This window comes from Halomonas sp. ABH4_019, assembly GCF_056159885.1.
Map to the genome: position 1 here is coordinate 1 of NZ_JBSWWC010000008.1, position 389 is coordinate 389.

At 72.5% G+C, this 389-nt stretch carries 1 protein-coding gene; it reads left to right on the forward strand.

Annotation, left to right across the window (positions count from 1 at the left end):
- The coding region (locus tag ACXAFN_RS18325; RefSeq protein ID WP_474991171.1) for a VCBS domain-containing protein at positions 1–389 on the forward strand (389 nt) is incomplete at both ends.

Sequence of the window (389 nt, forward strand, 5' to 3'; positions counted from 1 at the left end):
CCCGAGGCCGACGACGATGCGGCCAGCGTCGACGAGGACGCCACGGATGCCATCAGCGGCGACGTGCTGGGCAACGACGACACCGGCGCCGACGGCCTCGGCGAGGTCGCCTTCGACGCCGACGACGTGGCGGCCGCCCAGTACGGCACCTTCGTCGACAACGGCGACGGCAGCTGGTCCTACCGGGTCGACACCGCCAACGGCGCCGTGCAGGCCCTGGACGACGGCGAGTCGCTGACCGAAACCTTCGGCTACACCGTCACCGACGCCGACGGCAGCCAGAGCACCGCCACCCTGACGGTGACCATCAACGGCGCCACCGACGCGCCGCCGACCGTCGACATCGACGACAACGCCCCGGGCGTCGACGGCGCCGAGCAGCGCATCAC